Here is a 25,441-nt window from a genome sequence, read left to right on the forward strand (position 1 = left end):
CCAGGCGTCCCGGGCCCCCGAAGACCCACCGGACAGGGCCTAGTCGTTAGGCTCTGCGAATCGGTCGATCGGTCACGGTGCCGGCGGCGTTGTGCGTGACGAGTACGGGTGAAGGGTGGGCTCTCGCGGTGAGGGAATTGCGGATCGGGGTTCTGGCGGGCCTCTTCGCCGTGGCCGGGGTTCTCTCGTGGGGCGGTACGCGCCTCTGGGACTCGCTCGGCACCCTGCCCAGCGTGCCCCTCGCCGCGCCCATCGTGCTCGCGGTGATCGCCGTCGTCCTCACGGCGACGGCGCTCTCGCTCCGGTCCCGGCTGCGCGCCCAGCGTGAGCGCCGGCCGGGAGCCAAGGGCGTCGACCCGCTGATGGCGGCCCGCGCGGTCGTTTTCGGCCACGCGAGCGCGCTGGTCGCGGCGCTGGTCGCCGGGATGTACGGCGGGACGGGTGTCTTCCTGCTCGGCTCCCTGGACATCCCCGCCCGGCGGGATCAGGCCTACTACGCGGGCTTCTCGGTGCTGGCCGGCATCGCGGTGATCGCCGCCGCGTTCTTCCTGGAGCGCGTCTGCAAGCTCCCCGACGGGCCGGACGACGAGGGCCAGGGCACCGCCCACGCCTGATCGCACCGGCGGCACCACCGCCCGCGGTACTCGCCGTGGTTCAGCGGGCCATGATCAGGCTCATCGCCTCGTTGCGGGTCGCCGGGTCGCGCAACTGCCCCCGTACCGCCGAGGTGATCGTCTTGGCACCGGGCTTGCGCACTCCGCGCATGGACATGCACATGTGCTCGCACTCGACGACCACGATCACTCCTCGCGGCTCCAGGATCTTCATCAGCGAGTCCGCGATCTGCGTGGTCATCCGCTCCTGGACCTGCGGCCTGCGGGCGTACACGTCCACCAGCCGCGCCAGCTTCGACAGCCCGGTGATCTTCCCGTCGGACGACGGGATGTACCCGACGTGCGCGACGCCGTGGAAGGGCACCAGATGGTGCTCGCACGAACTCTGCACCTCGATGTCCTTCACCAGGACCATCTCGTCGTGGCCGATGTCGAACGTCGTCGTCAGGACGTCCTCGGGCCGCTGCCACAGTCCCGCGAATATCTCCTTGTACGAGCGGGCCACCCGCCCCGGCGTCTCGCGCAGGCCCTCGCGGTCCGGGTCCTCCCCGACCGCGATCAGAAGCTCCCGTACGGCGTTCTCGGCCCGCTTCTCGTCGAACTCGCCGATCACACCCTCGCCGTCCAGCCTCACGGGGTTGGTCATCTGGGCCTCGTTCCTCTGCCGTTCCGTGCGCGGCCACACAAATGCCGCGCCCCATCAGGCTAAGACCTGTGGGACGCGGCATCTATTCCGGGCCTGGTGAGAAGCCCGGGATCAGCTTTCCGGACGCTCCTCCGGAACGGCCTCGGCCGCCGGGTCGCCGGTCGTCACACCGGGAAGCGCGCCGTTGGTGCCGGTCGCTCCGTTGGTGAGGGCCAGCTCCTTGGGCGAGAGCACCGGGGGACGTGTCGAAGGCGTACGCCGCGAGGAGCCGGTCCAGGCCGGACGGGCCGGGCGCCGCACGATCGTCGAGAAGATCTCGGCGATCTGCTCCTTGTTGAGCGTCTCCTTCTCCAGCAGCGCGAGGACCAGGTTGTCGAGAACGTCGCGGTTCTCGACGAGGATTTCCCAGGCCTCGTTGTGCGCGGTCTCGATCAGCTTCTTGACTTCTTCGTCGACCAGCGCGGCGACCTCTTCCGAGTAGTCGCGCTGGTGGCCCATCTCACGCCCGACGAAGGGCTCGGTGTTGTCGCCGCCGAACTTGATCGCGCCGAGCCGCTCGGTCATGCCGTACTGCGTGACCATGGCCCGTGCCGTCGCCGACGCCTTCTCGATGTCGTTGGCCGCGCCGGTGGTCGGGTCGTGGAAGACCAGTTCCTCCGCCGCGCGCCCGCCCATCATGTAGGCCAGCTGGTCGAGCATCTCGTTGCGCGTGGTCGAGTACTTGTCCTCGTCCGGCAGGACCATGGTGTAACCCAGGGCCCGGCCTCGGGACAAGATCGTGATCTTGTGCACCGGGTCGGAGTTCGGAGACGCCGCCGCGACCAGGGCGTGGCCGCCCTCGTGATAGGCGGTGATCTTCTTTTCCTTCTCGGACATGATCCGGGTCCGCTTCTGCGGGCCCGCCACGACTCTGTCGATGGCCTCGTCCAGGGAGTGGTTGTCGACGAGCTTCTTGTCGCCGCGCGCCGTGAGGAGCGCCGCTTCGTTCAGCACGTTCGCCAGGTCCGCTCCGGTGAAGCCGGGCGTACGACGGGCGACAGCGCCCAGATCGACGTCCGGGGCGACCGGCTTGCCCTTCTGGTGGACCTTGAGGATCTCCAGACGGCCCAGCATGTCCGGGCGGTCGACCGCGATCTGGCGGTCGAATCGTCCCGGGCGCAGCAGCGCCGGGTCGAGGATGTCGGGCCTGTTCGTGGCGGCGATCAGGATGACGCCGCCCTTCACGTCGAACCCGTCCATCTCGACGAGCAGCTGGTTGAGCGTCTGCTCGCGCTCGTCGTGGCCACCGCCGAGGCCCGCACCGCGGTGCCGGCCGACGGCGTCGATCTCGTCGACGAAGACGATCGCCGGGGCGTTCGCCTTGGCCTGCTCGAAGAGGTCACGCACTCGGGAGGCACCGACACCGACGAACATCTCGACGAAGTCGGAACCGGAGATCGAGTAGAACGGGACGCCGGCCTCACCGGCGACGGCGCGGGCGAGCAGCGTCTTGCCCGTACCGGGCGGGCCGTAGAGCAGCACGCCCTTCGGGATCTTGGCGCCGACGGCCTGGAACTTCGCGGGCTCCTGGAGGAACTCCTTGATCTCGTGAAGTTCCTCGACGGCCTCGTCGGACCCTGCGACATCGGCGAACGTCGTCTTGGGGGTGTCCTTGGTAATGAGTTTGGCCTTGGACTTCCCGAACTGCATGACTCGGGAGCCGCCGCCCTGCATCTGATTCATCAGGAACAGGAAGACCACGACGATGAGGACGAACGGCAGCAGGGAGAGCAGTACGGAGACGAACGGGCTCTGCTTCGAGGGCGAGACCGTGTAGCCCTGCTTGATGTCGCCGCTCTCGAACTTGTCCTGCAGCTTGGCGGCCAGGGCGGAGCCCTGCGAGCCGATGTAGCTGGCCTGGACCTTGTCGCCGCCCTGGACCTTGGTGCCGTCCTTGAGGTCGATCTTGATGATCTGTTCGTCGCCTGTGGTCAGCTTGACCTGGTCGACCTGGTTCTTGTCGATCGCCTGGACGACCTCGCCGGTGTCCACCGTCTTGTAGCCGCCCGACGAGCCGACGACCTGCATCAACACGACCACGGCGAGGACGGCCAGCACGATCCACATGACCGGCCCACGGAAGTATCGCTTCACGTCCATCCATACGGAGCGAGAACGCCCCGTCCCTCCTGCCCGTAGGTAAATGCTGCTGTGAGAAAAGACTGTTCTTCGGACGGTACCCCAGCATTGTCACCCGCGACCGCACGGGACTGCCGGTAAACCCGTCTTCCCATGCTCCAACGGCGGGAAGGGTGTGGGGGTTCCCGGCCCGGCCCGGCGGGCCGGGTGCGCGGCTCAGCCGCCGTACACATGGGGGGCGAGTGTGCCGACAAATGGCAGATTGCGGTACTTCTCCGCGTAATCAAGGCCATAACCGACGACAAACTCATTGGGAATGTCGAATCCGATCCATTTCACATCGATCGCGACCTTTGCGGCATCCGGCTTACGGAGCAGCGTGCAGACTTCCAGCGAGGCGGGCTCGCGCGAACCGAGGTTCGACAGCAGCCACGAGAGCGTGAGCCCCGAGTCGATGATGTCCTCGACGATCACGACGTGCTTGCCCTTGATGTCGGTGTCCAGATCCTTGAGGATCCTGACCACGCCGGACGACTGCGTCCCGGCGCCGTACGAGGACACGGCCATCCAGTCCATCGTCACAGGGGTGGACAGTGCACGCGCCAGGTCCGCCATCACCATGACGGCGCCCTTGAGGACGCCGACGAGGAGGACGTCCTTGCCCGCGTACTCCGCGTCGATCTTGGCGGCCAGCTCGACCAGCTTCGCGTCGATTTCTTCCTTGGTGATGAGCACCGACTGGAGGTCGGCGCCCATGTCCTTGTGGTCCACCCGCATCACTTTCGTTGTCGGCCAGGAGGCCGGAACTCGCCACCCCGGAGACACAGCCGTCGTGCTTCAGCGCTTCAGCCCTGCCGGATGACCAGTCTGCCACCCTGCCGTTGGGCCTCGACGCGGCCCGGCAGGTTGATGGCGCCCTGGCCTCGCCAGCCCGTGATCAGGCGGTCGACCTCCTCGATGTGCCGGGCGAACAGCGAACCGGCGGGCGCCCCCGCGACGACGGCGGCCCGGCGCAGGACGCGGCGGCGGACGGCGGGCGGCAGCGCGTACAGCTTGGCGCATTCCAGCTGTCCGGCATCGTCCCGTACGGCGGACTCGACGTCGGCGGCCCAGGCGTCGAGGGCGTCGGCGTCGTCGCGGGAGAGCTGCGCCGTACGGGCAAGCGCCTCGACGACGCCCTTGCCGAGCGCCTTCTCCAGGGCGGGCAGTCCCTCGTGGCGCAGGCGCGAACGGGTGTAGGCGGGGTCGGCGTTGTGGGGGTCGTCCCAGACCGGGATCGCCTGGACCAGGCAGGCTTTGCGGGCCGTCTGCCGGTCGAGTTGGAGGAAGGGGCGGCGGTAGCGTCCGGTGGCGCCGGAGACGGGGGCCATCCCGGAAAGCGAACGGGTGCCGGAGCCTCGGGCGAGGCCGAGCAGGACCGTCTCCGCCTGGTCGTCCCGGGTGTGGCCCAGCAGGACGGCGGCGGCGCCATGGCGCTCGGCGGCGGCGTCCAGGGCGGCGTAGCGCGCGTCGCGGGCCGCGGCCTCGGGTCCCCCGTCGCGACCGACGGTCACGGCGACGGACTCGACGGGGTCGAGCCGCATGGCGGCGAGCCGGGAGACGACTTCGGCGGCACGGAGCGCGGAGCCGGCCTGGAGGCCGTGGTCGACGGTGACGGCGCCCGCGCGGACGGAGAGCTTGCGGGCCTCGAAGGCGAGGGCGGAGGCGAGCGCCATGGAGTCGGCGCCTCCGGAACAGGCGACGAGCACCAGCGGCAGATCGTCGGCCGGCAGCGGTGCGGCGGCGCGGTCGGCGACGGCTGCCGGAGTGTGCCGGGGACGCTCGTTGTCGAAGTTCGCGAGTTCGGAGCATTCGGTGATGACGTCGTGGAGTACGCGGCGGACCGCCAGGCGTATCGCCGCGACCGCAGGATGGGGACCCATGTCCGGTGCCCTTCGTGATGTTTGGGGGGTGCCTCGGTCGGAGTAGGGACGGGGTTCAGTCACACAGAGTGCGTCGATGGTGACAGAACCGGGCCGTTCCCCGAGCATTGCACGCCTACCCAGCGCCCACGGTCCCTCGGATGGGTGATGCTGGCCCATTCCGGTGGACACGTGTGGACGTTGACATCCGGCACGGGGCCCTCCCGGCCTCCTCCTTGGGAGACCGGGGCCCCTCCTGACGGGGTTCTAGGAGTCGGCCTTGCGGTGCACCCGCGCGATCCAGTCCGCGGGCTTCGCGATCTCCGCCTTCGTGGGAAGGGTGTTGGGGGAGGTCCAGACACGGTTGAAGCCGTCCATGCCGACCTCGTCCACCACGGCCCGTACGAAACGCTCCCCGTCCCGGTACTGGCGCAGCTTCGCGTCCAGCCCCAGCAACTTGCGCAGCGCCTGATCGAGTCGGCTGGCGCCCTTGGCCCTGCGCTGCTGGAACTTCTCGCGGATCTCGGCCACCGAGGGCACGACCTGCGGCCCGACGCCGTCCATCACGTAGTCGGCATGGCCTTCGAGCAGCGACATGACGGCGGTGAGGCGGCCGAGGATCTCCTTCTGGCCGGGGGTCTGCACCAGTTCGACCAGGCTGCGGCCCTCCTCGTCCTCCTCGCCCTCGGGACGGCTGCCGGTCAGCGACTGGGCCGCTTCACGCAGGCGTTCCACGACGGTGGAGGGGTCGACGTCGGTCTCCTCCAGGAATGACTGGATCTCGCCCTCAAGGTGGTCACGGAGCCACGGCACGCCGGTGAACTGGGTGCGGTGGGTCTCCTCGTGCAGGCAGACCCAGAGCCTGAAGTCGTGCGGGTCGACCTCCAGTTCGCGCTCGACGTGGACGATGTTCGGCGCGACGAGCAGCAGTCGGCCGCCGCCGCCGTCACTCGAAGGGAGGTCGCGGCTCGGCGGCGCGAACGTCTCGTACTGGCCGAGGACGCGGGACGACAGGAACGACAGGAGCATGCCCAGCTCGACGCCGGTCACCTTGCCGCCCACGGCGCCGAGGACGGCGCCGCCGGCCGTGCTCGAACGGCGGTCCTGCATCTTGTCGAGAAGCGGCTTGAGCAGCTCACGGAAGCCCGCGACGTTCGCCTTGATCCAGCCCGCCCGGTCCACGACCAGGACCGGGGTGTCCGGTGGCTCATGGCCTTCCGGGATCATCCGCGTGAAGGCGCGCACGTGCTCCTCGGCCGCCTTGGCGTGCCGCCGCAGCTCGGCGACGATCTCGCGGGCCTCGTCCCGGCTCACTTCCGGTCCCGGCCGCGCGAGGCGGGTCGCGGTTGCCACCGCGAGATTCCAGTCCACCATCTCGGCCCCACCGATGCTCGTCATGCGTCAACCGTACGTGCTCGGGCCGAAAGGCGGTGAGGTGTCGACCGGGCTGTCGCTGTCCCGGCCGGTCCGCGTCGCCGCGTGTCGGTGCGTGTGAGCGCGCTTGTCGCCGGGTGGGGGCGAGGGTGGTCAGGAGACGAGTTCCGCCGAGAGGTGGTCCAGGGCCCGTTGGGCCGTATCGGGGGCCGGGGCCTTCTCCGCCAGGAAGGCGAAGGCGAGCAGCCGTCCGCCGGGGCCGACGACCGTGCCCGCCAGGGAGTTCACGCCGGTCAGCGTGCCGGTCTTGGCACGGATCAGACCGCTGCCGGTGATCGCGTCGGCGTCGGCGTACCGGCCCTGGAGCGTGCCGCTGAATCCGGCCACCGGGAGGCCGGTGAGGACCGGCCGCAACTCGGGCCGGTCGGGATCTGCCGCCCGGGCGAGCAGCGCGGTGAGCAGACCGGTGGTGATCCTGTCATGGCGGTTGAGACCGCTGCCGTCGCGCAGGAGCGCGCCGCCGACGGGCAGTTTCTGCTCCTTGAGCTCGGCCTGGACGGCCTGTTGGGCGCCGGCGAAGCTCGCGGGCCTGCCCGCCTTGATGGCGGTCTGCCGGACGAGTGACTCGGCGATGTCGTTGTCGCTGTTCGTCAGCATCCGTTCGACCAGGGCGGACACGGGGCGCGAGTACGTCACCGCGAGACGGTCGGCGTCCTTGGGAGCCTTGCCCGCGACCGGGGGCTTCGAGGTCTTGAGGCCCCGTTCGCGCAGCAGCTCGGCGAAGACGTCGGCGGCGTCGCCCGCCGGGTCGCCGCTGCGCGGTGCCGGGCCGCCGAAGGCGTCTCGGGCGGAGTCGTCGAGGCGGCCCTGGCCCGTCATCAGGGCGGTGACCGGGGCGATGTTGTCGTTGGGGCCGATCGGGTGTTCGCGTGGCCCGGAGTACAGGGATACGTCGAAACGGACGGTGACCTCGTGCACGCCGCGGTCGCGCAGCGCCCTGGTGGTGTCCTCGGCGAGGGCGCGCAGGCCCTTGCGGTCGAGGGTGGCATCGCCGCCGCCGACGAGGGTGATCTCGGTCGGGTCGTCGTCGCCCTTGTCGTCGCCGCTCTCGTTCTCGTTCCCGCCCTCGCCCTTGTCGTCGCCCTTGCCCTTGTCGTCGCCGGTGACCACGGTGGTGGGGATGCGGTGGTCGGGGCCGAGTGCCGAGAGCGCGGCGACCGCCGTGGCGATCTTGATGGTGGAGGCCGGTGTCATCGGCCGGTCGGCGCGCTCACCGAACAGCTGCTCGCCCGTCGCGACATCGACGACGGACGCCGCGGGCGCCGGTCCGAGGTCGGGGGATCCGAGGAGCGGCCCGAGAGTCCCCCTGAGGTCGGCGGGGAGATCGGCGGGCACGGACAAGGAACCGACCGGTGCGGCGAGTTCGTCGAGCACTCCGGCGGCGCTGGGCGCGGGCGCGGGCTTGCCCGGGTGTCCACCCGGGTGATGTGCGCCACCTGTACGGCCCTGAGCGGCCGCCCAGTCGCGCTCGGCCTTACGCTGACCGGAGTCCCAGGGGCCGGCCATGGCCACCGCCCCGGCCGCGAACACCAGGCCGAGCACGGCGGAACCTGCCGTGAGCTGCCACACTTTCGGCTCAAGCACGGTTGACCAGCCCCTTTCGCGATCACAAAGCTGCGTGGGGGACACTTAATCACTGCGCGTTGCCACGAGCACGATGGCCCGGCCAGCGATGGCCGATCCTGCTCTGCCCCGGGGTCGGCCCCGGTGACGTGCGGTATCACCGACAGCAGCATCACCGACACTTGTGTTGATCATGGAGGAGCCTCCCGTGGAGTTCGACGTCACCATCGAGATCCCTAAGGGTTCGCGAAACAAGTACGAGGTGGACCACGAGACCGGCCGGATCCGCCTTGACCGTCGTCTCTTCACCTCGACCAGCTACCCGGCCGACTACGGCTTCGTCGAGAACACCCTCGGCGAGGACGGCGACCCGCTGGACGCGCTGGTCATCCTGGACGAGCCGACGTTCCCCGGCTGTCTCATCAAGTGCCGCGCGATCGGCATGTTCCGGATGACGGACGAGGCCGGTGGCGACGACAAGCTGCTGTGCGTCCCCGCCTCGGACCCGCGCGTGGAGCACCTGCGGGACATCCACCACGTGTCGGAGTTCGACCGCCTGGAGATCCAGCACTTCTTCGAGGTCTACAAGGACCTGGAGCCCGGCAAGTCGGTCGAAGGCGCGGACTGGGTGGGCCGCGCCGAGGCGGAGGCCGAGATCGAGGCCTCGTACAAGCGCCTTGAGGCGCAGGGCGGCGCGCACTGAGCGCGCGTCCCATCCGGCCTCGGCCCTGACGGGCCGGGAGCCGGCGCCTACGAGCGGCGGACGGCGCACCATGCGGGTGCGCCGTCCGCCGCTCGCGTGCGCCTGTTTCAACGCCCGTGTCCATACTGAACGGATGACTGTGCGAACCGTGCCGCAGCGGCACCGACGAGAGTGAGTGAGGGCGAGAACAGTGGTGGCCGAGCGGGACGAGGCGGAGGGCCGTAAGCCTCCGTCCGACGAGGCGCACAGCGCTTTCACTCCGCCGTCCGGGACGGACCAGGTGCCGGCCTCCGAGGAGGACAGTCCCACCTCGGAGTTCGCGGTTCCGCAGGGACTGAGCCCGGAGAGCACGCAGGAGACCGACCGGTCCGCCTTCGATCCGCCGCGGACCTACCGCGCGCGGGAGTCGCCCCAGGCGTTCACGCCCGCGGAGGGCGTGCCCGTCGTCCGGCTGCGCAAGGAGGCGCCCTGGCAGGACCAGATGCGCACGCTGCTGCGGATGCCGGTCGGGGACCGGCCGGTGGCGGAGATCGTGCAGCGGCACGACGAGGCCGGGCCCGCCGTGCCCCGCGTGCTCGACCTGACGCTGCGTATCGGCGAGTTGCTGCTGGCGGGCGGTGAGGGGGCCGAGGACGTCGAGGCCGCGATGTTCGCGGTAAGCCGCGCGTACGGCCTGGACCGCTGCGAGCCGAACGTCACCTTCACACTGCTGTCGATCTCGTACCAGCCGTCGCTGGTGGACGACCCGGTGACGGCCAGTCGTACCGTACGCAGGCGGGGCACCGACTACACCCGGCTCGCCGCCGTCTTCACGCTCGTCGACGACATCACCACCGAGGACACCGACGTCACCCTGGAGGAGGCGTACCGGCGGCTGGCCGAGATACGGCGTAACCGGCACCCCTATCCGGGGTGGGCGCTGACCGCCGCGAGCGGGCTGCTGGCCGGCTCCGCGTCGGTACTGGTCGGTGGTGATCTGGTGGTGTTCATCGCGGCGATGGTCGGCGCGATGCTCGGCGACCGGCTCGCGTGGCTGTGCGCGGGGCGCGGGATTCCGGAGTTCTACCAGTTCGTGGCCGCGGCGATGCCGCCGGCCGCGATGGGGGTGGCACTGACGCTGGCCGGGTCCGCCATGAACTGGGACGGCCGGCCGTCCGCCGTGATCACCGGTGGGCTCTTCGCGCTGCTGCCGGGGCGGGCCCTGGTGGCGGGCGTGCAGGACGGTCTGACCGGCTACTACATCACCGCCGCCGCGCGCCTGCTCGAAGTCATGTACTTCTTCATCGCGATCGTGATGGGCGTGCTGATCGCGCTGTATCTGGGCGTTCAGCTGGACGCCCAGCTCGACCCGGACGCGGCGCTCCAGGCCGGGGAGGGGCGGCCGGTGCTCCAGATCTGTGCCGCGGTGGCCCTCAGTTTCGCCTTCGCGATCCTGCTCCAGCAGGAACGATCCACCGTGCTGATGGTGGCCCTGAACGGGGGCGTGGCCTGGACCGTCTACGGGGCGATGCACGTCACCGGCGGGATCTCCCCGGTGGCGGCGACGGCGGTCGCGGCCGGTGTGGTGGGGCTGTTCGGGCAGTTGTTCTCCCGCTACCGGTTCGCGTCGGCGCTGCCGTACGTCACCGCCGCGATCGGTCCGCTGCTGCCCGGCTCGGCGACGTACTTCGGGCTGCTCGGTCTCGCCCAGAACCATGTCGACGACGGACTGGCCTCGCTGTCGAAAGCCGCGGCGCTGGCCATGGCGATCGCCATCGGGGTGAACTTCGGTGGCGAGATCTCCCGGCTGTTCCTGAAGGTGCCGGGCCCGGGACGCGGGTCGAGCCGCCGCGCGGCCAAGCGGACGCGCGGCTTCTGATACGGCTGATACGGCCGGTGCCACCAGTGCGGTGCCCGGTGGGCCCGCGCGCGTCAGCGCCTGGCGTGCCGCCCGCGCGGCGGGGCCTCCGGGTCGTCCGGCTGGACGTACGGCCGGGGGGCGCCGTACTCGTCGCGCGTGACGCGGAGCTGCTGGGTCTGGAAGTCCTGCGGTGCCTGCGACTGCTCGGCCGGCGGCGCGTACCCCGTGGGCGACGCGGGCGCTGCGGGCTCGCCCGACGCGGCGGCCTTCTTGGACTTGGAGCGGGCCCGCAGGAACTCGATCACGATCGGCAGCACCGAGAGCACCACGATCAGGATCAGGATCATCTCGATGTTCTTGTGGACGAAATCGATCTTGCCCAGCGCGGCACCGAGCAGCGTGACGCCCGCACCCCAGAGCACGCCACCGATGATGTTGAACGTGACGAACGACCGGTAGTTCATGCGGCTGACGCCCGCGATGATCGGCGTGAACGTCCGCACGACGGGCACGAAGCGCGCGAGCACCAGCGACTTGGGGCCGTACTTCTCGAAGAACTCGTGCGCCTTCTCCACGTTCTCCTGCTTGAACAGCTTGGAGTCGGGGCGCTTGAAGAGTGCGGGGCCGACCTTGCGGCCGAAGAGATAGCCGACCTGATCGCCGATGATCGCCGCCAGCACGATCAGGAGACAGACGAGCCACAGCGGCTTGTCGAGTGTGCCGGACGTCACCAGCAGGCCGGTGGTGAAGAGCAGCGAGTCGCCCGGCAGAAAGAAGCCGATGAGCAGGCCTGATTCGGCGAAAACGATGACCAGGACGCCGATGAGACCGAAGGTCCCGATCAGATAGTCCGGGTCGAGCCAGCTCGGTCCGAGCGCAAGGGTTGTCACGAGGTCCGGGCTCCTGAGTCGATAGTCGGTCGATCGTCGAAATCGGCCGTCGCTGCATCAGCGTCGTCCAGCCGCCATCAGCGGTTGTCGGCTGCCCAAAGCTATCAACGCTCCACCCCTGACTGAGGTTCCACCCGGTCCGCACGGCTTGAGACGGGCGTGTATCCGCGCTCCCCGCCGTCCACCGGTCAGCGGTGGCCGGTCGTGTTCGGTACGGCACCAGGGCCGCGGCCCCACGCCACGTGCGGTGCGAGCCCTCTCCAATCGAGACGTTTTGCCGCATTTGTGCCATTACGGTATGCACGTGGCCACAGACACTCCGTCCGCTCCCCCGTCCCCGTCCGGGCGCACGCTCCTTCCGCTGATCGCCCCCTCCCTGGTCGTCGGTGTGGTCGCGAGCCTCGTCCTGCTCGGGGTGAGCGAGCTGGCGGGACTGCTCGAGAACGTGCTCTGGCAGGCACTGCCCGACGCGCTCGGCATCGGCCGACACTCCTCTCTCTGGATGATCGTGGTGCTCACCGCGACCGGGCTCGCGGTGGGGCTCGTCGTACAGCACGTGTACGGGCACGCGGGACCCGATCCCGCCACGACCGGGCTCGTCGACCCCCCACTGCCGCCGGGCATCGTGCCCGGTCTGCTGCTGGCCACCTCTCTGGCGCTGGCGGGCGGCGTGAGCCTCGGGCCGGAGAACCCGATCACCGCGTCCAACATCGCCCTCGCCTACTGGCTCGGCCGCAAGGCCGCTCCCGCCGCCCCAGCCGCGCTCTGGCTCTCGCTGGCCGCCGCCGGCACGATCGGGGCGCTCTTCGGCACCCCCGTGGCCGCCGCGCTGATCCTCACGGAGACCTTCGCGGCCCGACCGGGGCCGGGCTCTCTCTGGGACAAGCTGTTCGGGCCGCTGGTCGCCGCCGGAGCCGGCGGGCTGACGACGGTGCTGATCGACCATCCGACCTTCGACCTGTCCCTTCCCGACCATCCGGGCGCCGGCTGGAGTGACGCCCTGGCCGCGCTCGTGATCGCGCCGGTCGCCGCGGCCTTGGGCATGGCCGCCGTGTACGCCTTCCCGTACGCCCACAGCGCCTTCCGGCGCCTCGGACGGCCCGTACTCACCCTGACCGTCGGGGGGTTGATCCTGGGCCTCCTCGGGGCGCTCGGCGGATACCTCACCCTTTTCAAGGGACTGGACGAGGTGAAGACACTGACCGCCGACCCGGACGGCTGGTCGGCCGGGCAGTTCGCGCTGATGTGCGGGGTGAAGACGGTCGCGCTGGTGATCTCGGCGGCCTGCGGCTTCCGGGGCGGGCGAATCTTCCCGGCGGTCTTCATCGGTGTCTCCCTCGGACTGTTCGCCCACGCGCTCGTGCCCGCCGTACATCTGACCGTGGCGGTCGTCTGCGGTGTCCTCGGGGTACTGCTCGCCATCACCCGGCAGGGCTGGCTGAGCCTGTTCACCGCGGCCGTACTCGCCGCGGACCCGAACCTGCTCCCGCTGCTGTGCGTGGCCGTGCTGCCCGCCTGGCTGCTGGTGACCGGCCGCCCGAAGATGCAGCTCGACCCGGACGGGGCGGCCCTGCGGTGACGGACGCCGGCAGAAGACCCCGAACGGACGCCCGGCGAGCCAATAGCCAGTTTTGTCCGTATCGTCGCGCCTGACGTCCCTGCCGCCGAAGCCCCGACCACCGAGGTAGCCACCATGCCCACGTCCGTGAACGTCGCCGTCATTTACTACTCCGCCACCGGCACCCTCACCACGATGGCCAAGGCCATCGCCAAGGACGCCGAGGCGGCGGGAGCGGCCGTACGGCTCCGCAAAGTTGCCGAACTGGCCCCGCAGGCGGCGATCGACACCAATCCGGCCTGGGGCGCCAACATCGAGGCGACCGCCGACATCGCCGAGGCCACACCCGACGACATGCGCTGGGCGGACGCCGTGATCTTCGGCTCCCCCACCCGCTACGGCAATGTCTCGGCGCAGCTCAAGCAGTTCCTGGACACCCTCGGCGGCCTCTGGCAGCAGGGGCAGCTCGCCGACAAGGTCTACAGCGGCTTCACGGCGTCGGCGACGCCGCACGGCGGCCAGGAGACGACGCTGATCGCGCTCTACAACACCGTCCACCATTTCGGCGGCATCCTCGTCACTCCCGGTTACACGCACGAGTCGAAGTACGTCGACGGCAATCCGTACGGCACGTCGCACGTCTCCGGGCAGGGGGACCTCCCGGTGAACGAGCAGACGCTGACCGCCGCCCGCGTCCAGGCCGAGCGGGTCGTGAAATTCGCCCGCGCCATCAAGGCCGGCCTCGGCGGCTGAGGCGAGAGACCACGGGAGGCAGGGAGAACGATGGCACTTGACCGCGGCAAGCAGCGCGCCGAAGGCAACATGAGAGGCCCGGCGGACGATCCGGCGGACGACCACACCGAGCGGCTCCGGCTGTCGCTCAACCCCTTCTTCGGCGAGGCCGACCCCACCAACGGGATGACGTCCGCCCCGCCCACCCACCGGCTGCCCGACGGCCCCATGCCCCCGTCCACGGCCTACCAGCTGGTCCATGACGAGCTGATGCTGGACGGCAACTCCCGGCTCAATCTGGCGACTTTCGTCACCACCTGGATGGAAACCCAGGCCGGTGTGCTGATGGCGGAGTGCCGGGACAAGAACATGATCGACAAGGACGAGTACCCACGGACCGCCGAGCTGGAGCGGCGGTGCGTCACGATGCTCGCCGACCTCTGGAACGCGCCCGACCCGTCCGCCACCGTCGGCTGCTCGACCACCGGCTCCAGCGAGGCCTGCATGCTCGCCGGGCTCGCGCTCAAGCGCCGTTGGATGGCGAAGAACCGGGACCGCTATCCGGGGAGCGCCAAGCCCAATCTCGTCATGGGAGTCAACGTCCAGGTCTGCTGGGAGAAGTTCTGCAACTTCTGGGAGGTCGAGGCCCGACTCCTTCCCATGGAAGGCGACCGCTTCCACCTCGACCCGCAGGCGGCCGTCGATCTCTGCGACGAGAACACGATCGGGGTCGTGGCCATCCTCGGCTCCACCTTCGACGGTTCGTACGAACCCGTCGCCGAGCTCTGCGCGGCCCTCGACTCCCTCCAGGAGCGCACGGGTCTGGACGTCCCCGTCCATGTCGACGGCGCGTCCGGCGCCATGGTCGCGCCCTTCCTCGACGAGGAGCTCGTCTGGGACTTCCGGCTCCCGCGCGTCTCCTCGATCAACACCTCCGGGCACAAATACGGCCTGGTCTACCCGGGCGTGGGCTGGGCGCTGTGGCGCACGTCGGCCGAACTGCCCGAGGAACTGGTCTTCCGCGTCAACTACCTGGGCGGGGACATGCCCACCTTCGCGCTGAACTTCTCGCGGCCGGGCGCGCAAGTGGTCGCCCAGTACTACACGTTCCTCCGGCTCGGCAGGGACGGATTCCGGGCCGTCCAGCAGGCGGCGCGGGACGTGGCCCGCGGGCTGGCCGACCAGATCGGGGCGATCGACGAATTCCGGCTGCTCACCCACGGCGACGAACTGCCCGTCTTCGCCTTCACCACCGCGCCCCATGTGACGAACTTCGACGTCTTCGACGTCTCGCGGCGGCTGCGGGAGCACGGCTGGCTCATGCCCGCCTACACCTTCCCGGCCAACCGCGAGGATCTCTCCGTCCTGCGCGTGGTGTGCCGCAACGGATTCTCGGCCGACCTCGCCGCGCTGCTGCTCGCCGATCTGCGGCTGCTGCTGCCGGAACTGCGGCGCCAGCCGCACCCCTTGGGCCGGGACAAGTCGGCGGCCACGGCCTTCCACCATTGACCGGCGCCTGGGCGTAGAGATTGCGCGCATGGAGTCCCCCCGAGATCCGCGGCGCACCGTGCGCCGCGTGCGGTTCTGCCTCTGATACACCGCGAACCCCGGGAAGGTTCCACCCGGCGATCGGCCGGCGTCCGGACGCCGGCCGATCGCCGGACGGTCAGTGGCTCAGTCCGCGGAACCGCCCGACCGCGAGCGGGAAGAACAGCGCGATCAGCACCACCGGCCACGCCACCGCCAGCAGATGCGCGTGCTCCGCCGCCCACGAGCCGCTCAACTGCCCCGGCACGCCCCCCAGATCACGTACCGCGGTCGCCGTCGCCGACAGCGGGTTCCACTCGACCGCGGCCCCCAGCCAGCCCGGCATGGACTCCGGAGTCGCGAAGGCGTTGGAGAAGAAACCGATCGGCCAGACCAGGATCTGCACCGCCTGCACCATCTCCGGTTTGCCGGCCACCATTGCCAGCTGGATGCCGAGCCACAGCATCGCGAACCGCAGCAGGAGCAGCAGCCCCACCGCCCCCAGCAGTGCAGCGAATCCGCCGTGCCAGCGCCAGCCGAGCGCGAACCCGACCCCGATCATCACCACCAGGCTCAGCGCCGACTGGAACATGTCCGCGACGCTCCGGCCGACCAGCACCGCCGAGGACGCCATCGGCATGGAGCGGAACCGGTCGATGACCCCCTTGCCCAGATCCTGGGTGACGGCCAACATCGTCGCCTCAAGCCCGAAGACCATGGTCAGCGCGAGCATTCCGGGGACGAGGAAGCCGATGTACTCGCCCTCGATACCACGCCCCGCCCCCATCAGGTAGCCGAACATCAGCAACAGCAGCACCGGGAAGATCAACCCGATGACCACCTGGACCGGCTGCCGCTGCCAGCGGGCCAGTTCGCGCCGCGTCATCGTCCAGCTGTCGGTGAGCACCCAGGCGTTCGTCGTACTCATACGGCCTCCGTCGTACGGTGCGTCAGTCGCAGAAAAGCCTCGTCCAGCGTCGGCCTGCGCACCACGATGTCCTCCGCCTCGATGCCGGCCGCCTCCAGCGCCCGTACGGTCCTCGTCAGCGCCGCCATCCGGTCCGCGGCGGGCACCCCGATCCGCCGGCGGTCCTCGTCCACCGTCGCCTCGTCCCCGAACAGCCCCGCCGCCGCGCCCAGTTGCCCCGCGTCGCGGACGACGATGTCGATCCGGTCGCCGCCGACCTCCGCCTTCAGCTGGTCCGCCGTACCCTCGGCGATCACGCGTCCGCCGTCGACGACCGAGATCCGGTCCGCCAACTGGTCCGCCTCCTCCAGATACTGCGTGGTCAGCAGTACGGTCGTGCCTCCGCCGACGAGCGAGCGCACGGCGGCCCACACCTCGGCCCGCCCGCGCGGGTCGAGTCCGGTCGTCGGCTCGTCCAGGAAGAGCACCGCCGGATCGGTGATCAGCGAGGCCGCCAGGTCGAGGCGGCGCCGCATTCCCCCGCTGTACTGCTTGATCGCCTTGCGTCCGGTGTCGGCGAGCCCGAAGCGCTCCAGCAGTTCCTCGGCGCGCGAGGCGGCCCGCCGGGCGCCGAGGTGGTGGAGCCGCCCGAACACGTCCAGGTTCTGACGTCCGCTCAGTTCCTCGTCCACCGCCGTGTGCTGCCCGAGCAGCCCGATCCGCCGGCGTACCTCCCGCGCCTCCGTACGGATGTCGTGCCCTGCCACCCGCACCACGCCCTCGTCGTGCCGCAGCAGCGTGGCCAGCACCCGTACGGCCGTCGTCTTGCCCGCTCCGTTCGGCCCGAGGACCCCGTGCACGGTGCCGCGCGCCACCACCAGATCGAGCCCGTCGAGCGCGGCCTTCTCGCCGTACCGCTTGCGTACACCTGCCATGACGATCACTTCCGTCACGTCGGTCAATGCCTTCGCCTCCAGCCCCTCCACCTCGTAGTCAAACTTGACTACGAGCAGAAAGATAACCCCCGGGAGGAGATTAATCAAACTTGATTAGTTGCGATTTCCCGCCGGGTCCGCCATGGTCAGTCGTCGTCACCCTCGGCGGGGACGCCCGTCGCGTACGGGTTCTCCTCACCCTTGGCGAGCACCCCGACGAAGGGGTCCCCCTCACCCGAGAAGACATGCGCGCCGGCCTCGATGCGCTCGATGAATCCGCGTGTCCACTCCGCCCCGGAGTCGGCCTGACTGATCCACAGATTCATGATCTCGCCGATGTGCCCGAGCTGTTCCGGGCCATCCTCGGGGACGTAGTGCTCGGTCACGGACGCCCGCCAGCCCTCGATCGCCCGCACGCGCTCCTTCAGCAGCTCGACGGCCTCCGCGCGTGGCAGGTCGACGATGAAGCCGACACCGGCCGACAGCACGTCCGTCTTCTGGTCGTAGGCGACCAGGGATTCACGCAGCAGCCGGAAGTACTCCGCGGTCCCGGCCTCCGTGAGCTCGTACTCCGTACGAGGAGGACCACCCGCCGTGCTCGGCGCGACCTCGTGCGCCAGCAGCTCGCCCTGCTTCGCCATCTGCTTGAGAGCGTGGTAGATCGAGCCGGGCTTGGCGTTCGACCACTCGTGCGCGCCCCAGAACTCCAGGTCGTTGCGGATCTGATAGCCGTGCGCGCGGCCGTGCTGGCGCACCGCGCCGAGCACCAGCAGCCGGATCGCTGACATCGCCGTACCCTTCTATTCAACTTTGACTAGACTACTCGACATGACAGAGAAGACCATCCCGCTCCTCCCGTGCCAGACCATCCAACCCGTAGTCGACTTCTACTCGGCACTCGGCTTCGAGATCACCTTCATACAGAAGAGTCCTTACGCCTACGCGGTCGTCGAGCGCGGTGACGTGGAGCTGCAGTTCTTCGGGATGAAGAAGTACGAGCCCACCGAGTCGTTCAGCGGCTGCTACGTGCTGACCGACGACGTCGACGGGATGCACAGCGCCTTCCGGACCGGGCTCAAAGCGGCGTACGGGAGGATCCCGACCCGCGGGCTGCCCCGGATCGGGCCGGTCAAGGAGATGTCGTACGGCGTACGGCAGTTCCTCATGACGGACCCGGCCGGCAACACCATCCGGATCGGACAGCCGAACGACGCCGACAGCGACGGGCACCATCAGCGTCCTCCGAAGGAGCCGTACGCGCGAGCCCTGCACCTGGCGGTGGCCTTCGCCGACTCGAAGCAGGATCTCGGGGCCGCCGTGAAGATCCTCGACCGCTCCCTCAAGGACGCCGAGGCGAGCGACGGCGGCATCCGTAAGGAGGGAGCGTCGCCGACCGCCGTGCAGCTCTACCGGATGCTCGTGCTGCGCGGCGACATCGCGCAGCGTCTGGACGACATCGACGAGGCACGTGGCTTCCTCGACAGGGCCGCCGCCGTCGGGTTGACGGAGGCGGAACGCACGGAGGTGAGTGACGACACGGGGCGGGCCGCGGAACTGCTGGAGTCACTCCGGCATCTCCCGGACATCCCGGCGGAGAGCCGCTAGCTCCCGGCCGTCTCCGGCTCAGAACGGGAAGCTGGAGCGCCCGTACTGCACCGAGATCCACTTCTGGGTGGTGAAGGCGTCGACCATCGACTCGGCGTTCAGCCAGTCCGCCCCGGAGTGCTTCTCGCCGCCGAACGGGACGATCGGTTCGTCGCGGCCGGTGCCGTCGTTGACGTGGATCATGCCGGTGTTGATCCGCCGCGCGACCCGTACACCCCGCTCGATGTCGCCGGTGTGGATGGCGCCGCTGAGCGCGCACCGGGTGTCGTTGGCGATCCTGATCGCCTCGTCCTCGCTGTCGAACGGCAGCAGGATCGCGACCGGGCCGAGTATCTCCTGGGTCAGGGCGGGGGAGTCGACGGCCACACCGGTCAGCACGGTCGGGGAGACGAGATTGCCGTCGACGGTGCCGCGCACCAGCGCGGTCGCACCCGCCGCGACGGTCTCGTCGACCAGCGCGCCGACGGCGTCGGCCTGCTGGGAGCTGATGAGCGGGCCGATGACCGTCTTCGGGTCGGCCGGGTCGCCGACGGTCAGCGTCCTGACCTTCGCGACGAACTTCTCGGTGAACTCCTTCTCGACCGCGCGGTCGAGAAGGATGCGGTTCGCCGCCATACGGACGGGGCCCTGGTGCGCGAACCGGCTGAAGACCGCGGCGTGGACCGCGTAGTCGACATCTGCGTCCGCGAGCACGATCAGCGCGCTGTTCCCGCCGAGATCGAGCACGGAGCGCTTGAGGTTCTTCGCGCAGACGACGGCGACGTGCCGTCCCACCCGGTCGGAGCCGGAGAAGGAGATGACCTTCGGTATCGGATGCTCGATCAACGCGTCGTCGATCTCGGCGATGTCGGTGATGACGACGTTCAGCAGTCCGGCGGGCAGCCCCGCGTCCTCGAACACCTTGGCCACCAGGGACCCGCCGCAGATCGGCGTGTTCTGGTGCGGCTTCAGTACGACGGCGTTGCCGAGCGCCAGCGCCGGGGCGACCGACTTGAGCGACAGCAGGAAGGGGAAGGTGAAGGGGCTGATGACACCGACCACGCCGACGGGCGCGCGGTGGACCCTGTTCTCCGTGCCGTCCACGGGCGAGGGGAGTATCCGGCCCTCGGGGCGCAGCGTGAGCTGTACGGCCTCGCGCAGGAGTTCCTTGGCGAGGCGCAGCTCGAACGCCGCTTTCAGACGCGTACCACCGAGTTCGGCGATGATCGCCTCGGTGATCTCCTCCTCGCGGTCCTCGACGACGCGCAGCGCGCGCTCGAAGACCTGCCTCCTGGCGTACGGGTTGGTCTCCGCCCACGTCGCCTGTGCGCGCTCGGCGGCCTGATACGCCTGGTCCACCTCGTCGGCGGTCGCCACCGCGATCGAGGCCAGCTTCTCGCCGTTGTAGGGATTGAAAACGATGATGTCCCACGAGCCACTGCCGGGCCGCCACTCGCCGTCGATGTACTGCTGGTCGAGTTCGGCGAAGAAGGACATGTGATCCCTAACCTCAGAACCGGAAAACTGATGTCACGTCATCATACTTACGCCGCATCAGAGTCAAGGGGCTTCAAGAACGTCCGAATATCGTCGCTCGCGCGGCTCGGACGGCTTCGATCGGTTGCGGTCATTCGTGGTCACTGACGGTCATTCATGGTCGACCGCGCGCTCGTTCAGGAGAGTTGCAGCAGACCTCGCAGCAGATCACGGCTCTCGGCCGGCCCGAGGCTGTCCTCGTGCAGCCGCGTCATCACCCGCTCGTACTGGGTGACTTCCTCCCGCTTGTCGAGATACAGCGCGCTCGTGAGCTGTTCCAGGTAGACGAGGTCGGAGAGGTCGGACTCGGGGAAGCGCAGCATCGTGAAGGCGCCGCTCTCGCCCGCGTGCCCGCCGAAGCTGAAGGGCATCACCTGGAGCGTGACCGTCGGGTGCTCGGAGACCTCGATGAGATGGGCCAACTGGCCGCGCATCACGGACCGGTCGCCGTACGGGCGGCGCAGGGCGGCCTCGTCCAGCACCGCGTGGAAGCGCGGGGCGCGCTCGGAGACGAGCACCTTCTGGCGCTCCTGACGCAGCGCGACGCGGCGGTCTATCTCCGCCTGGGGTGCGTTCGGGATGCCGCGCTTGACGACCGCGTGCGCGTACGCCTCGGTCTGCAACAGGCCGTGCACGAACTGGACTTCGTAGATACGGATCAATGAGGCGGCGCCTTCGAGTCCGATGTACGTCTGGAACCAGCCGGGCAGTACGTCGCCGAAGCTCTGCCACCAGCCGGCGACGTTGGCCTCACGGGCGAGACCGATCAGGGACCCTCGCTCCATCTCGTCGGCGACTCCGTAGAGCGTCAACAGGTCCTCGATGTCCCTGGACTTGAAACTCACCCGGCCCAACTCCATACGGCTGATCTTGGACTCGGACGCGCGGATCGAGTATCCGGCCGCCTCGCGCGTGATGCCGCGCGACTCGCGCAGCCGCCTCAGCTGCGAGCCCAGCAGTATGCGCCGCACCACGGATCCGCCCGGTTCCAATGCGGTCACGTCTCCAACCCTCCCCATACGGTCCATCTCCCACTATTTGTCCCACGACACCCTCGGAGCACCCCCGAACCCTGAGAGCCGGATTGTGCCATCAAACGCTTCAGCCCGTACTCATTCGATTACAGAAATGAGAAGCCTTTGGGAAGAGCAAGAAAGTGGTCGAGAGAAGAAATAATCCGGAACGCCACATTCTTGGATAAGTCGGGCGCGTGCACGTGCATCTGCCCTTGCATCTGCTCTGCGCATTGGGAACCATGGGCCTCGCCGCACCTGCGTGCTCGTTCGTGTTTGACGTGTTGTGACGCTGTACCACCGCAGTATCGCTACGGCCGCGAATCCCGGGGAGTGCCTCGCATGGGGACGAATGGATCGACCGTGCTCGAGCCGTTAAGGCAGGGGCTTCCGCCGATCGATCCCGCAGCCGTCTCCAGTTCGGCGTCGTGCGCGCTGCCCGCCCGTTACGAAGCGGTGCGCGGCGCGCGGCAGTTCACCCGGACGACACTCTGTCAGTGGCAACTCGACGACCGGTTCGACGATGTCGCGCTGGTCGTCTCCGAACTCGTCACCAACGCACTGCGGCACGCCCTCCCTTCGGACACGCCTCGCGAACCGCAGGAACCACCCGTACGGCTGCATCTGATGCGCTGGACGACCCGGCTGGTGTGCGCGGTGCGCGATCCCAGCCACGCGGGTCCCGCGGCGCGCGAGTCGGACGAGGATTTCGCCGCGGAGTCCGGCAGGGGACTGTTCCTGGTGGACTCGTTCAGCGATACGTGGGGCTGGCATCCGCTCGCCGGCTCGCTGCACGGCAAGGTGGTCTGGGCACTGTTCCGGCTACGGACCGAATGACCGACGGGCGGCTTGAGGACTTGACCTCAGGCCGTCAGATGATCGAATTCCCCGTCCTTCACACCCGCCAGCATGGCCACGATCTCGGCCCGGGTGTACACGAGGGCGGGTCCTTCGGGGTGGCGTGAATTCCGGACCGCCACACCCCCGCCGGGCAGTTTGGCGAACTCGACGCAGGAGCCCTGGGAATTGCTGTGCCTGCTCTTCTGCCAGACGACTCCGTGAAGCTCGGTGGCCGCCATGCCATTGTACGCGTGGTGCACAGGACGCTCCCCGAGTTGCATGGTGCAAGTGTCAACTAGCTCGGATCATAGCTGTGTTCACATGCCAATGCATGAGCAGATGCACGTGCACGGGGGGTGTTCCCTTGACTACAGGCTTGCGAACTATGCCTCATTCATTGAGACGAACGGAAAGCCCTTTCGGTGCCGGTGTTTCCCGTACTCGTCCGGAACTCGCCGCAGCAGTTTCGCGGCGGCCGTCCTGGTAGCTTGGCGCGGTCGTGGAAGTGATGGGGGACAGAGACATGCACAAGCTCGTACGAAGCAGCGTCGCCGCGGCCGGACTCGTCGTCGCGCTCACTCTCACCGGCTGTGGCGGCAGTGACAGCGGTGACGACTCCGGCAAGGACAAGGGCACCGGCGCACCGGCCCCGAGCGAGCCGGACGGCGCTACCGGCGAATCCACCCCGGACACCGGCTCCACCGCCGACAGCCTCGAAGGCAGCTGGGCGGGGATGACGGAGGGCAAGGCGGTCGCGCTGTCCGTCAAGGAGGGCAAGGCCGCCCTCATCGCCGACGAGCACATCTGCCAGGGCGACGTCCAGGACATGGGCGGCAAGCCGATGCTGTCGCTCAAGTGCGCCGACGGGGACACCGACCGCACGATGGGGTCGATCGACTCCAACGACGGGAAGACGCTGGTGCTTTCGTGGGAGGGCGGCACGAAGGACAGCCTCGCCAAGACGGAGCCCGGCAAACTGCCCGAGGGGCTGCCGACGGACATTCCGGTGCCGTAATGGAGACCGCTTTCTCTCGATGAGGGCGCCGGGTTACGAGAAAACGGCGCCCTCTTTATGAGGAGGTGACGCGGGCCCGGTCCGCCGCCGCCGTGCCGTGCGCCCACCCTTCGCCGTCGGTCACGCCGCGCACCCTCGTCCGCACCGTTTCGGGGAACATCCGCTCCGCGCGGTCGGTGACCGCCATGTCCCGCGCCGCCAGGACGGGCAGCAGCCGCCCTTCTCCGCCGGCCGTCAGGGCGCTCGTACCGGAGCCGGCACCAGCGGCCTCGGCGCCGGCGGCGTCGGCCGTGACCTGTTCGGCCGTGGCCGCGAGCCGTTCGCCGATCCGGTGGGCGTACGCCATCAGGAACGACTGCCGGAAAGTCTTCGTCCGCCTGCGGCCCGACGCCCGCTGGGCGGCCTCCGCGCGGGTCATCGCCGCGGTCCCCTGCACGAGCAGCGACGTGTGCAGCAGCTCCACCACCTCCAGATCCGGCTCAAAACCGACCACGGTGGAGAAACCGAATCCGCTGTTCCACACCGACTGGCAGCGGTTGGCGGACGCGACGGCGTCGAGCAGGATCGCCTTCGCCGTCTCGTACGGCGCGTCCACCCCGATCCGGCAGGCGCCCGGTACGTCACCGCGGTGCGCGCGGTCGGCGAGCAGGGCCTCGTCGATGCTGTGGCGGGCCATCAGCTCCTGCGCCTTGGCGCTCAGCGCCTCGGCCTCCTCCGGGAAGTCGGTGCCCTCCGCCTTGGCCAGCAGGGCGCGGATCCGAGTGAGCATGCGCGGTTCGCCGTCGGCCGCCGGAACATGGACGGGCGTGCCGGGCACCGGTCCCACGGCCTCGATCGCCGGGAGCCTGACGAGCAGCCGGTACAGCTCCAGCGCGGTGGTCGCGTACGAGAAGCGGTCGGTGGACCGGGGCGCGGTCCCGGCCTTGCGGTCGGCTTCGAGGTCCGCCGCGATCTCCGCGAGCTGGGCGCCCCAGCGCGGGGCGACCCGTTCGTACCGGACGGCCTCCGCCGATATCAGCTCACCGACGAGCCGTATGTGCGGCTCGTCGAGGTCACGGCTCACGAGCCGTACGACATCGGCGGGCTGCCAGCCCCGCTCCCAGGAGCGGCGCAGGAATCGCTCGCCGCGCCGGCGCAGTTCGGTGTCGGCCGCCGGGTCTGCGGCCAGCAGCGAGGCGCCGGTGTCCAGGCCCCTGCCGCCGCCCGCCGCCGCGTCGGCGTAGAGCGCGGCGGCGAAGGCGCCGTCGACCGTTCCGCCGACCGCTTCCGACTCGCCTGGCGCACCTGGCATGGCAGCGTCTCCCCTTGTCCCTTGATCGTCCCGCCCCCGGCCGTCGCGACGACGGGCCACCGTCCATGGTCCCAGAAGATGAGTTATCCACAGGCTGTGCATATCGAACTACTGCGCGACCTGCACAGTCGCCCGTCTGTCCACAGGATGAGGGGGTTCCGCCCCGCGATCCGGCGCCCCGCCCTACCGTGGTGGAACTCCCGACGAGAGGACACGCACGCACATGGGCGACAACAAGAAGCTGATGCTGGCCGGCGAGTGGTACCTGCCGGACGACGAGGAGCTTGAGGCGGAGTCCCGGCGGCGGGCCGATCTGTGCTCCGCGTACAACGGGACGGGCGGGGAGGGGCTGCCCGACGCGGACGGGCGCGAGCGGATCCTGGGCGAGCTGCTGGGGTCGGTGGCCGAGGGCGTACGGATCCGGCCCCCGTTCAACTGCGACTTCGGCACCTACATCAGCATCGGCGCCCGCACGTTCATCAACTTCGGCGCGGTCTTCCTCGACTGCGCGCCGATCACCGTCGGCTCCGACGTCCAGATCGGCCCGAACGTGCAACTGCTCACGCCTACCCATGAACTCGACACCGAGCGCCGCCGGGCGGGCTTCGAGCGGGCGTCGCCCGTGATCATCGGAGACAACGTGTGGCTCGGCGCCGGCGTGATCGTCTGTCCGGGCGTGACGATCGGCGAGAACACGGTGGTCGGCGCGGGAGCCGTGGTCACGAAGGACCTGCCGGCCGGGGTCCTGGCGGTCGGCAACCCGGCGCGGGTGGTCCGCGAGCTGGAGTAACGGG

At 69.4% G+C, this 25,441-nt stretch carries 24 protein-coding genes; 10 read left to right on the forward strand and 14 right to left on the reverse strand.

Going from position 1 to position 25,441, the window contains the following annotated elements:
- The first annotated feature begins 128 nt into the window (after positions 1 to 128).
- Positions 129 to 614 carry a DUF3180 domain-containing protein gene (locus tag P3L51_RS13880; RefSeq protein WP_354605490.1) on the forward strand — a complete coding sequence of 162 codons (486 nt, stop codon included), beginning with the start codon at positions 129 to 131 and terminating at the stop codon, positions 612 to 614.
- A 40-nt stretch (positions 615 to 654) separates the two neighbouring features.
- Here the strand turns inward: P3L51_RS13880 and folE are convergent, their stop codons facing one another.
- The 6 genes from folE to dacB form a co-directional block, all read right to left on the reverse strand.
- Positions 655 to 1,260, reverse strand: coding sequence for a GTP cyclohydrolase I FolE (gene folE / locus P3L51_RS13885; protein ID WP_354605491.1), 606 nt, complete (start codon positions 1,258 to 1,260; stop codon positions 655 to 657).
- Between the two features lie 111 nt (positions 1,261 to 1,371).
- A complete protein-coding gene (gene ftsH / locus P3L51_RS13890) occupies positions 1,372 to 3,399 on the reverse strand; it encodes an ATP-dependent zinc metalloprotease FtsH (RefSeq protein ID WP_354605492.1) in 2,028 nt (675 codons plus the stop codon).
- 195 nt (positions 3,400 to 3,594) lie between these two features.
- Positions 3,595 to 4,155, reverse strand: a complete 561-nt coding sequence (hpt, locus tag P3L51_RS13895) for a hypoxanthine phosphoribosyltransferase (RefSeq protein ID WP_023539606.1) — start codon at positions 4,153 to 4,155, stop codon at positions 3,595 to 3,597.
- Between the two features lie 68 nt (positions 4,156 to 4,223).
- Complete coding sequence (gene tilS / locus P3L51_RS13900) at positions 4,224 to 5,300, reverse strand: tRNA lysidine(34) synthetase TilS (RefSeq protein WP_354605493.1); 1,077 nt, start codon at positions 5,298 to 5,300, stop codon at positions 4,224 to 4,226.
- 246 nt (positions 5,301 to 5,546) lie between these two features.
- Positions 5,547 to 6,677: a zinc-dependent metalloprotease gene (locus P3L51_RS13905; protein WP_354605494.1), complete on the reverse strand. Its 1,131-nt coding sequence runs from the start codon at positions 6,675 to 6,677 to the stop codon at positions 5,547 to 5,549.
- A 129-nt stretch (positions 6,678 to 6,806) separates the two neighbouring features.
- Positions 6,807 to 8,297 carry a D-alanyl-D-alanine carboxypeptidase/D-alanyl-D-alanine endopeptidase gene (dacB, locus tag P3L51_RS13910; protein WP_354605495.1) on the reverse strand — a complete coding sequence of 497 codons (1,491 nt, stop codon included), beginning with the start codon at positions 8,295 to 8,297 and terminating at the stop codon, positions 6,807 to 6,809.
- A 187-nt stretch (positions 8,298 to 8,484) separates the two neighbouring features.
- Between dacB and P3L51_RS13915 the strand changes: the two genes are divergently transcribed.
- Positions 8,485 to 8,979, forward strand: coding sequence for an inorganic diphosphatase (locus tag P3L51_RS13915; RefSeq protein ID WP_003968257.1), 495 nt, complete (start codon positions 8,485 to 8,487; stop codon positions 8,977 to 8,979).
- 190 nt (positions 8,980 to 9,169) lie between these two features.
- Complete coding sequence (locus P3L51_RS13920; RefSeq protein ID WP_354605520.1) at positions 9,170 to 10,837, forward strand: threonine/serine exporter family protein; 1,668 nt, start codon at positions 9,170 to 9,172, stop codon at positions 10,835 to 10,837.
- Between the two features lie 53 nt (positions 10,838 to 10,890).
- Here P3L51_RS13920 and P3L51_RS13925 read toward each other — a convergent pair whose 3' ends face one another.
- Positions 10,891 to 11,709, reverse strand: a complete 819-nt coding sequence (locus tag P3L51_RS13925) for a DedA family protein (RefSeq protein WP_354605496.1) — start codon at positions 11,707 to 11,709, stop codon at positions 10,891 to 10,893.
- A gap of 298 nt (positions 11,710 to 12,007) precedes the next feature.
- On the opposite strand from P3L51_RS13925, the gene P3L51_RS13930 reads away from it, so the two are divergent.
- From P3L51_RS13930 to gad, 3 genes are all read left to right on the forward strand, one after another.
- The gene (locus P3L51_RS13930; RefSeq protein WP_354605497.1) at positions 12,008 to 13,288 is read left to right on the forward strand and encodes an ion channel protein; all 1,281 of its coding nucleotides are present in this window, start codon (positions 12,008 to 12,010) and stop codon (positions 13,286 to 13,288) included.
- Positions 13,289 to 13,402: 114 nt separating this feature from the next.
- Positions 13,403 to 14,020, forward strand: a complete 618-nt coding sequence (wrbA, locus tag P3L51_RS13935; protein ID WP_354605498.1) for an NAD(P)H:quinone oxidoreductase — start codon at positions 13,403 to 13,405, stop codon at positions 14,018 to 14,020.
- A 69-nt stretch (positions 14,021 to 14,089) separates the two neighbouring features.
- A complete protein-coding gene (gene gad, locus P3L51_RS13940; RefSeq protein WP_354605521.1) occupies positions 14,090 to 15,508 on the forward strand; it encodes a glutamate decarboxylase in 1,419 nt (472 codons plus the stop codon).
- A gap of 157 nt (positions 15,509 to 15,665) precedes the next feature.
- On the opposite strand, the gene P3L51_RS13945 is transcribed toward gad, so the two are convergent.
- From P3L51_RS13945 to P3L51_RS13955, 3 genes are all read right to left on the reverse strand, one after another.
- Positions 15,666 to 16,454 (reverse strand): ABC transporter permease, encoded by a 789-nt coding sequence (locus P3L51_RS13945; protein WP_354605499.1) that lies wholly within the window; start codon positions 16,452 to 16,454, stop codon positions 15,666 to 15,668.
- Complete coding sequence (locus P3L51_RS13950; RefSeq protein WP_354605522.1) at positions 16,451 to 17,386, reverse strand: ATP-binding cassette domain-containing protein; 936 nt, start codon at positions 17,384 to 17,386, stop codon at positions 16,451 to 16,453. Before P3L51_RS13950 ends, P3L51_RS13945 begins: the two co-directional genes overlap by 4 nt.
- Positions 17,387 to 17,514: 128 nt before the next feature.
- Positions 17,515 to 18,156, reverse strand: coding sequence for a PadR family transcriptional regulator (locus P3L51_RS13955; RefSeq protein WP_354605500.1), 642 nt, complete (start codon positions 18,154 to 18,156; stop codon positions 17,515 to 17,517).
- Positions 18,157 to 18,196: 40 nt separating this feature from the next.
- Between P3L51_RS13955 and P3L51_RS13960 the strand changes: the two genes are divergently transcribed.
- Positions 18,197 to 18,973, forward strand: coding sequence for a bleomycin resistance protein (locus P3L51_RS13960; RefSeq protein ID WP_354605501.1), 777 nt, complete (start codon positions 18,197 to 18,199; stop codon positions 18,971 to 18,973).
- A gap of 18 nt (positions 18,974 to 18,991) precedes the next feature.
- On the opposite strand, the gene P3L51_RS13965 is transcribed toward P3L51_RS13960, so the two are convergent.
- Together P3L51_RS13965 and P3L51_RS13970 are read right to left on the reverse strand one after the other, a co-directional pair.
- Positions 18,992 to 20,449, reverse strand: coding sequence for an aldehyde dehydrogenase family protein (locus tag P3L51_RS13965; protein WP_354605502.1), 1,458 nt, complete (start codon positions 20,447 to 20,449; stop codon positions 18,992 to 18,994).
- A 176-nt stretch (positions 20,450 to 20,625) separates the two neighbouring features.
- Entirely contained in the window at positions 20,626 to 21,507 is an 882-nt protein-coding gene (locus P3L51_RS13970; RefSeq protein WP_354605503.1) for a Sco1979 family transcriptional regulator, read from the reverse strand.
- Positions 21,508 to 21,843: 336 nt separating this feature from the next.
- On the opposite strand from P3L51_RS13970, the gene P3L51_RS13975 reads away from it, so the two are divergent.
- Positions 21,844 to 22,338 (forward strand): ATP-binding protein, encoded by a 495-nt coding sequence (locus P3L51_RS13975; RefSeq protein WP_354605504.1) that lies wholly within the window; start codon positions 21,844 to 21,846, stop codon positions 22,336 to 22,338.
- A 26-nt stretch (positions 22,339 to 22,364) separates the two neighbouring features.
- Here P3L51_RS13975 and P3L51_RS13980 read toward each other — a convergent pair whose 3' ends face one another.
- Entirely contained in the window at positions 22,365 to 22,601 is a 237-nt protein-coding gene (locus tag P3L51_RS13980) for a DUF397 domain-containing protein (RefSeq protein ID WP_031230206.1), read from the reverse strand.
- Positions 22,602 to 22,864: 263 nt separating this feature from the next.
- On the opposite strand from P3L51_RS13980, the gene P3L51_RS13985 reads away from it, so the two are divergent.
- Positions 22,865 to 23,356: a hypothetical protein gene (locus tag P3L51_RS13985; protein ID WP_354605505.1), complete on the forward strand. Its 492-nt coding sequence runs from the start codon at positions 22,865 to 22,867 to the stop codon at positions 23,354 to 23,356.
- A gap of 55 nt (positions 23,357 to 23,411) precedes the next feature.
- On the opposite strand, the gene P3L51_RS13990 is transcribed toward P3L51_RS13985, so the two are convergent.
- A complete protein-coding gene (locus P3L51_RS13990) occupies positions 23,412 to 24,647 on the reverse strand; it encodes a DUF2786 domain-containing protein (protein WP_354605506.1) in 1,236 nt (411 codons plus the stop codon).
- Positions 24,648 to 24,870: 223 nt separating this feature from the next.
- On the opposite strand from P3L51_RS13990, the gene P3L51_RS13995 reads away from it, so the two are divergent.
- Positions 24,871 to 25,437 carry a sugar O-acetyltransferase gene (locus P3L51_RS13995; RefSeq protein ID WP_354605507.1) on the forward strand — a complete coding sequence of 189 codons (567 nt, stop codon included), beginning with the start codon at positions 24,871 to 24,873 and terminating at the stop codon, positions 25,435 to 25,437.
- Positions 25,438 to 25,441: the final 4 nt, after the last annotated feature.

The organism is Streptomyces panacea, from assembly GCF_040560175.1.
GTDB classification, from domain to species: Bacteria; Actinomycetota; Actinomycetes; order Streptomycetales; family Streptomycetaceae; genus Streptomyces; species Streptomyces panacea.